Origin of the sequence: Leptospira andrefontaineae (genome assembly GCF_004770105.1) — a bacterium.
Lineage (GTDB): Bacteria > Spirochaetota > Leptospiria > Leptospirales > Leptospiraceae > Leptospira_B > Leptospira_B andrefontaineae.
Window position 1 is genome coordinate 519776 of record NZ_RQEY01000018.1, and the last position, 8392, is coordinate 528167.

Here is an 8392-nt window from a genome sequence, read left to right on the forward strand (position 1 = left end):
AGGAACACGTATGACAGTATTGGCTTATCTATCCGTCATAACTTCTCTTCTCGCACCTTTTCTAATAGGGAATGTGCTTGGAGTGGATTTTTTCGGGAAAGATAGTTCGATCGGTCTTGGGTTATCTCTCCAAGCGATACTAGGTGGCTTTATAGCCGTATATGTTTACGGTTATGAAAAAGAAAGAAAGGCGTTGGTCATTTTTGGCTACGCCGTTTTTTTTCTAAGCACAGGGATTTGTTACCTGGTAGGAAAAAGTTTGTGGTTAGTCCTTTTCTGGGAATTATCCACGATAAGCGCCTTTCTTCTGTATATTGGAGGCAAATGGAATGACGCCTCCATCCGAAGTTTCGTAGCCTTAGTTGCTGCGGGAGGGATCGGGGCCTTCTTCTTTACATTCTGGATCTTTTCAAATGATCCAAGATCCGGTTTATTTTTCCTGATCTTGGGACTTTTGATCAAGTCCGCTTTTTTTGGAGTTCATTTCTGGTTGCCGGAAGCTCACGCAGGAGCACCTGCACATGCTTCCGCGGCTTATTCTGGCTTATTAGTAAATTTGCCTCTTGTATTATTTTCCAAATTTGCTCTTCCACTTTTGCCTGGAACCCATTATGCAACAATCCTAATACCGTTAGCCGGAATCGGAGTATTATGGGCCGGTATCACCGCATTATTTAGTAGAGAAGTCAAAAAATCCATCGCATATAGCACAGTGGAGAATATGAACTTCTTATGGTTGAGCCTACTTATTTCCGCTTATTGGCAATCCAGTGAGCAAGAAAGTTTAAGAATGCTAAGTAAGGCATTCGGAGTTCTCTTCCTGATCTCCCTGGTACATCATAGTATCAGTAAAACATTCCAGTTCTTATTCTTCGGATACCTTACTAAATTATCAGGGAAATCCGAATCGGATGAAAACACAGGTATTGGAAGGATCAGTGGAATTCCTACATTCTTAGCTGCAATCGGAACCATGAGTTTTCTCGCGATTCCCGGAACTACGGGCTTCTTATCCGAGTCCACATTTATCAAATTATTATCTGCAGTTTTAGAAGTTACCGATACAAGTGCAGCACTTGTTCTTCCACTTCTAATCTTAGTCTGCACCGGTTTAGCGGTGGGAGCAGCGGCTCACTTAAAACTTTTCCTTGGACTTGTTCTTTCCAGGCCTCGTACAAATTTCGAAGATCATGGGAAGAATACTACCATCAATGTTTCCTTATTTTTGACCGGTGCCTTGGTACTAGTCTCACCCTTGATCATCTTAAGTCTCACAAACTATTATGCAGTGAGAGTGGAATGGTTGGATTCCTCTTGGTTTAGAGGGATTGGGATCTTAAACGTAATCGGTTTAGTTATACTGTTAAGCGTAGGGTTGTTAGGACTCAGACATAAGATCAAAGAGAGAAAACTGTGGGATTGTGGCGGCTTATTCGGCGGATCGGAGGTAGCGATCACGAGTTCGGCTCTTTCCGATCCGCTAGCCGCTCCTTTAGGCAGATATTTTGCCGATGAGGCTGGAAATTCCAGATTAGACAAAGGATTCATTAAGATTTTATTAAGAATTCTTTCCTCTTTGAAAGCTAAGATCAGAGGAGCGGATGATGAATCCATTTCCGTAGACTTAACTTATTCTTCTTTCACTGTATTAACAATTTTGATCGTAATCATCATCGTTCGTCTTGCGGAGGGAGACATATGGTCACAGCTACTTTCTTATTGGGCATTCTGATCCAGATCTTAGCCTTTATATCCCTTCCTTTCTTATGCGGAGGAATTCTCCAAAAGATCAGAGCTTATGCTCAAGGTAGAAGAGGTGCACCTGTTCTGCAGATACTTTATGATACCGTTCGAATGATCAAAAAAAGTCCTATAGACGGTCCTTTCTCCGGATTTTTCTCTGAAAGTTCTGCAATATTCGCTTTTGCTTTCGGATTAGTTTTATGGTCTCTGGTTTCTTTCGAATGGGCTTCCTTATTACTGATCCCATTTTTAATAGGAATGATCCGATTTGCAACTGTGGCTTACGCAGTTGAGAACGGAACTTCTTTCGGTGGGATGGGAGCAGCAAGAGAAACTCTTCTTTTCATTTTCGGAGAACCAATTCTGATCTTAGTACTTGTAGTATTAGAATCTAACGTAGTATTTCACGAAAACTTCGCACATATTTCTTTTGCGATCTTGTTTTTCTTAGGAGCTACATTGATCGTTCTTTCCGAACTCGCCAAACCACCATTTGATGATCCAAGAACTCACTTAGAACTTACAATGGTTCACGAAGCGATGTTACTCGAAGCATCCGGAAGAACTAGAGCATTCTTTGAACTGGCTCACCAATTCAAAACAGCTTCTTTGTTCTTACTCCTCACCAAACTGGGACTGGAACATATGGAAGTATTCTTAGGAGTTTCTTCTGTTCCGATATGGAAAGAGTTAGCTTCCTTCGGAGGAGCAATTCTCCTTTCCGCGTTAATCGGTTATTGGGAAGCAAATAGCACAAGAAGAAAATGGATCTGGATCCCGGAATTACTCGGACTGAATTTTATCTTCATGCTAATCTTGGGAATTCTTCTAAAACTAGGTAAATAAATATGAGCGCAGACCTTAGTTATCTTATCATTCTACTGACCGGTGTGGTCATTCTTTTAGAGAACAGGCTCAAGAGGGTAGTTATCCTTTTGGGAATCCAAGGTTTTCTTTTACTCCTTCCTTTATACCAAGAAGAAAGTGGAGACGGTTTCCATTCTATCTTTTTAGCGGCAATGGTGATCGTATTCAAAGGGTTCCTAACTCCTATCATTCTTTTTTGGACAGCGAGAAGAATACATTCACCTGAATCAACTTTTCCTAAAGTAGGATATCTTCCTACACTCGCACTTTTATTCGCGGGTGCAGCGGCATGTTACTTCTTTATGGATATGGTTTCCGCATTTTTCGGAAAATCACATCAATACGGCTTATTGTATGTGCTTCTTCTAATATACATCGGTGTGATCGGTTTTATTGTAAGAAGGAACTGGATTGGTGTGATCGCATGTTTTAGTATCTTTGAGAACGGAACATTTTTACTCACTCTACTCCTAAAATCGGGAGTCCCCATAGGGAGTGAGTTTGGTTCCTTCTTAGACGCGGTCCTAATTATCGGTGCAGGCGCCGCACTCAGGATCAATAGCGAACAATATAAGGGAGAAGTGTCCAGATGAACTTCGATATTCTTTTAGGGATCGGAGCTGGAGTCTTCGTCCTAATTTTTCTAACTTATGTTTTAGCTCCTACAAAGAACCAGACCAATTTACTTTTTTGGTCGATCTTACTTATTATTTGCGCTGCAATCAATTTTGCAGTTTGGATCATAAGAGATTGGAATGAAGAAGGCACCACATTACAATGGGTCTTGATAGAAGCGACCACATTCGTGGGAGCATTGCTCATCTCTTCCAGTAGAACCGTAAAATCATTTCCGATCGCTTGGAAATTTTTGCTTATCAATTCTTTCGGATTAGGTATCGCATTCTTAGGAATTATATTGATCCGTTCTTCTTTGCATGTGATCAATCAACCGATCGAATTTTTGGCGGCCAACTCTTCTTCTCATCCTGAGATCATCTGGGTGGAAATTGGTCTCTGGCTAGCAATCTTTGGGTATACTGCAAAGCTTGGGCTTTTCCCTAACCATGTTTGGATTGAAGATACGTATGGAGAAAGCCCTACTCAAGTTTCTTCCTTACTTTCCTCCTTCATTCCCGTTTCGGTTTGTTTTGCGCTTAGACCTTTCGTTCATTTAGATCATCAACTTTTTCCTCATACATTCAGTGGAGCAGACGGTCTGCTAGTCTTAGGGATATTAACGATCCTATTAAGTATTTTTGCAGTCTATGATCGCGACGATATCAGAAGGATTTCGGCAAAAGTTGCTCTTTTCCATACCGGAGCCTTGGCTGTTTTTCTTTGGATGGACCTAAGCGATACTGCCTTCTTATTCATGATGGCGACTAACTTAGTGGTGAAATCCCTTTTATTCATCAGTATGGGAATTGTTAGAATGGATGCCGGAAAAAGAGAACTTCATAAGATCATACAAGCGGACTCCATCAACAAACCAGCTTTGTCTCTATTTATTTTAGCTCTCTTTTTAGCATTCGTGATGCCTGGATCACCTATATTTGTGACGGATATCATTCTGATCAAGGCCGGGCAGATTGGTGGAAAAGCATTCGTGATCTTGGTTCCGATCTTAGGAATCGTATTCTTCGGAGTGATGTTATATAAACTAGCGCCACTATTGAATATTAAAGGAAGACCATTTTCAAAAGATCTCTCTACCATTCTTAGGATCAGAATGACCAACGGATTTTTCCTACTTCTACTTCTTCTCAGCACAGGTTGTTGGGGATTTTACCTTTTATTACAAGGTGTATTATGAGAAACGTTACCGGAATTTTTCACACTTCGGAAACGAAACAAACCCATCGTTTCTGGCTGACTCGGGAAGGAATAGAGAAAGAAACTCTTTCCAAAACCGCGGAAAAAAATTTATACGAGGATCATTCCAATCCGATTTGGGTCCTTAGACATAGCTTGGGTATCGACCAAGGTTCTGAAGATTATTCTTCTATGGATTATGAAAGATATCTGTCCCAAGATAGAAAACATCTTCTCGAAAAATTCCTGACTAAATCCGGGATCAAAGATTTGGTTTATAGAGGGATTAATGTCCCTGTTCCAAATTCTTTTTATTCACATGCAGTTGGACCGATCCATGCCGGTGTGATCGAACCGGGACATTTTCGTTTTATCGTAGAAGGAGAAGAGATCCGAAATCTGGATATTCGTCTAGGCTTTCAGAAGAGAGGTCTTCTGGAAAAAATGAAAGGCCTAAACAAGGACTCTATCTCTCCGTATGCGGAAGCAATCTCGGGTGATTCTACAATCGCTTATGCAATTGCATTCAGTAAAGCATTCGAAGAGGCTCACGGTATCCAAGTTCCGGAAGAAGTCAACTTTGCAAGAACAGTTTTATTAGAGATCGAAAGGATCGCGATCCATATCGGAGATATGGGAGCAATTGCGGGTGACGTAGGATATTATCCTCTCCAAGGTGTCTGCGCCATGCAGAGAGGAGTTCCTTTAGGAGTGATGGAAGCTCTAACAGGTTCCCGTTTTGGAAGAGGAGCCTTAAGTCCTGGAAAAGTAAGGCTTAAAAAAGAACTTACTGAATCCTTCTTAAACGACCTAACAAAAAGAATCCAAGATGTTACTTCGGACGTAGCAGGACATTTTGAAAGAGCTGCAAACAAATCTACAAACAGAGAAAGATTGCAGCTTTGCGGAGTTCTTACTCATAAACAACTCAAGGACCTTGGATTTGTGGGAATGGTAGAAAAGTGTACAGGCCATTCCAGAGATCTTCGTTATCATGATCCTAGTTATTCTCTCGCAGGAGAATCCATCAATTTGGATCTGGATGCAGGCCAAATGAAAGGAGATGCTTGGGCACGATTCTATCTTCGTTACGAAGAATTGAAGAATAGTGGTCGTTGGTTAGCCAAGGCAATCCCAGTATTAAAGAATTTTCATAAAGTATACGAAAGTTTTGAAAAAGCGAAAGTTTCCAAGGCAAAATCCGGGGTTTATTTCGGTTCTGCAGAAGGATGGAGAGGGCCAGTTTTAGTTTCCTTCTCTCTAAGTTCTTCCGGAGATATTTCGGAAGCCTATGTAAGAGATCCTTCCGTTTTGAACTGGCATGCTTTAGAACTTGCCGTTAGGGGAGAGAATATAGGGGACTTTCCTCTGAATAATAAATCTTTCAACCTCAGTTATGTTGGAGTGGATCTATGAAACAAATCCAGGAAATCATCAATATATTCCGTCCGGCAAAAAATCTAAATTTTGAGAAGATGGGACCGACCAATCCGAATGCGAGAGGTATCCCGGTTCCTACTTCTAAAAAAGGATTTCATTTAGACAAATCGATCGAGAAGGTTTGTCCAACAGGAGGATTAAAAGTATCTTCTTCTAAGGATATTACATTCGATTATGGCGCATGTTTGCAATGCGGTCATTGTGTAGAAGCCTCTGCCGGACAATTAGAAAACTCAGGATTTGTTCACGTATACTCGGTGGACAGAGAAGCATTAAAAGTACGTTATATTGATGGAATTCCATCTTCATACGAGGAAGAAGTTTCCGAAAACGTAAAACAATTCCGTAAGATCACTAAAAACACTGGCTTCCAATATAGAGAAGTTGCAGCAAGTGGGAATAACGCAACAGAAGCAGAGATCAATGCAAGTTTCAATGCCGTTTTCGACAGTGAAGCAAGTATGGTAAGGGTAGTAGCTTCTCCCAAACATTCTGATGCAGTCGTATTCGCAGGCCCGGTTGGGCCGAATATGGAAATCCCTTTGCAAGTAGCTTGGGACACAACTCCAGGACCGAAGGCATTGATCGCATGCGGAACCGAAGCCGTTTCCGGTGGATTATTCCAGAGAGGAAAATTACCAAAAGAACCGGACTTGTTTATCGGAGGAGATCCTCCAAGACCGGATGTAATCGTAAGTGCGTTTCGCTATTTGATGGGCAAAAAGAAGTTCTCCTTTAGAGGAGAACTCTCCAAATTCATTTCGGAACGACGTTCTAAATCTTAAATCTCATCAGGAAGCTTTTACGTAGATATGATCATTTCACCTGCGTAAAACGCTTCCTTCGTTTTTAAACCGATTCCCGAAAATTTATCTTCCCCGTTTATATCGGAGATCACATCGGTAGGATAAGAAATCCTTGGATCTAATTTTGTATGGATTGGATAAAATCTTTTTTGATCCAGATAAGAATAAGTGGTCAATATCACTACTTCCTGGCTTTGAAAAACAGCCTCTAAATTACGGACCATTGTATTTACGCGAGAAGAAACGTTTTCATTAAAATCTTCCCAGGTCCTAAGTTCTCCAGAAATTTCCACATTCAAATGAATGATAGAAGGGTAGGGTTTAGGATCATTTTGCCTATTCTTATCCAAAACTTTTTTGGCAACGAGAAGTGCATCCGTATCATCCCCTCTTCCCGTTTTCACCAAAACGGCTTTATTTCTTTGTAATAGTTCGAAACCTTCTCCATAACAGATCAGTTCTTCTGCATGATCCAAATGTTTCCAGCGTTCTTCCGCAGCTAATTTAGAAAGTTTACGTTTTTGATTTAATGTATAAGCCACGTTCCAAATAATTTGGTACAACAAACTAGGAAGAAGTGTAGAGGGTAGCCCCTTAATCTCGGAAAGTTTTTGATAGACTGCATGAAATAGATCCGGTTGAATCAATTTTTGGATTTCTATCTCTCCGGCTGAAATGATCGCAGAAATTTCACGGATCAAAAAAGACTTAAGGGAAAGAGAAGTCTGAAAATCTGCATAAAAATCAGGAACTTTTCCTGAAAATAGTTCTTCTGGAGTCTTGAATCCGACATTTTTAGAAATTGCAGGATCCTTAATTTGGTATTTTAAAAAAGCAGAATGGAATATTTCAGAAGGTTCGTTAAATCCGAAATTTGTAACTATCTCTTGGGAATCTATAATAGTTCCATCATCGAATATTAAAGTTTCAGACATCAGATCTGTATTTGTGATACCTTCTATCACATATAGTTGTTCTTTAGGAAAAATTTTTCGAACTGCTTCCGTCTGATCTTTGATGGCAGCACGGGCAGCTTCTTCATTTCCACCGTGAGCTGCGCAACCTAGGCCCGGAATATCTGATCTGTGCATGTATGCAATAAATAGGGCAGGCATCCCTGGGGTGTTGCATAACGCATCGTTCACAACTCTATCGATACGATTCCAGAACCAAAAATTATTCAAGCTAGTAGAAACAATATTACCATCTGTTCTACCGAAACGGATTGTCGTAACAGGATAACCTTTCAATTTACTACCGTGAACTCGTCCGTCTATACATTTAGTGACTAGTACTTTAGGAGTTCTTAAACTAAATTCACGGATCACATGTTTCATTCTGTGGATCGTTTCCGATTGCAGAACATTTTCTTTTAAATATTGATCTATGTATTCTTTTGCCGGTCCCAATTGAATTCTCCTATCTTTAAGTCCGTAGAATACTTTCCCAATCCAGCAAACTTCTATTTATAATTCTAGATTAATTAAATACTCATCTCTTGGAAATCCATTTATGCGACAGAAGAATGGTTATAAGTTGAATAAAAACGAAACTCTACTTTAGCGTTTTTCACCTTATGTTCAGCCTATTTACATACGAAATCGGAACCCTAAAAGGTTAAAAAAAAGAGAAAAACTCAGAGAAATAAATACAAAAGTGATTTGACCGGTTGGGCGACGTAATTAATATGGTCTTTACGCCTGAAGGATATCGCCCGGGAGGGA

The 8392-nt window shown here is 40.3% G+C and carries 7 protein-coding genes; 6 read left to right on the plus strand and 1 reads right to left on the minus strand.

The genetic code is table 11. The features are described 5' to 3' along the window. Positions 1-10: 10 nt before the first annotated feature. Genes EHO65_RS14105 through EHO65_RS14130 form a run of 6 tightly spaced genes read left to right on the plus strand, consistent with a single transcriptional unit; the run spans position 11 to position 6647 of the window. Entirely contained in the window at positions 11-1732 is a 1722-nt protein-coding gene (locus tag EHO65_RS14105) for a proton-conducting transporter transmembrane domain-containing protein (protein WP_135775216.1), read from the plus strand. Next, on the plus strand, positions 1699-2589 hold the full coding sequence (locus EHO65_RS14110) for an NADH-quinone oxidoreductase subunit H (protein ID WP_135775217.1): 891 nt from the start codon (positions 1699-1701) through the stop codon (positions 2587-2589). Before EHO65_RS14105 ends, EHO65_RS14110 begins: the two co-directional genes overlap by 34 nt. 2 nt (positions 2590-2591) lie before the next feature. Then, complete coding sequence (locus EHO65_RS14115; RefSeq protein WP_135775218.1) at positions 2592-3203, plus strand: formate hydrogenase; 612 nt, start codon at positions 2592-2594, stop codon at positions 3201-3203. Next, on the plus strand, positions 3200-4423 hold the full coding sequence (locus EHO65_RS14120; protein ID WP_135775219.1) for a proton-conducting transporter transmembrane domain-containing protein: 1224 nt from the start codon (positions 3200-3202) through the stop codon (positions 4421-4423). Before EHO65_RS14115 ends, EHO65_RS14120 begins: the two co-directional genes overlap by 4 nt. Next, positions 4420-5838: a hydrogenase large subunit gene (locus EHO65_RS14125; RefSeq protein WP_135775220.1), complete on the plus strand. Its 1419-nt coding sequence runs from the start codon at positions 4420-4422 to the stop codon at positions 5836-5838. The genes EHO65_RS14120 and EHO65_RS14125 overlap by 4 nt, the downstream gene beginning before the upstream one ends. Next, positions 5835-6647 (plus strand): NADH-quinone oxidoreductase subunit B family protein, encoded by an 813-nt coding sequence (locus EHO65_RS14130; protein ID WP_135775221.1) that lies wholly within the window; start codon positions 5835-5837, stop codon positions 6645-6647. The genes EHO65_RS14125 and EHO65_RS14130 overlap by 4 nt, the downstream gene beginning before the upstream one ends. 17 nt (positions 6648-6664) lie before the next feature. Here EHO65_RS14130 and EHO65_RS14135 read toward each other — a convergent pair whose 3' ends face one another. Continuing rightward, positions 6665-8077, minus strand: coding sequence for a hypothetical protein (locus EHO65_RS14135; protein WP_135775222.1), 1413 nt, complete (start codon positions 8075-8077; stop codon positions 6665-6667). Positions 8078-8392 lie beyond the last annotated feature (315 nt).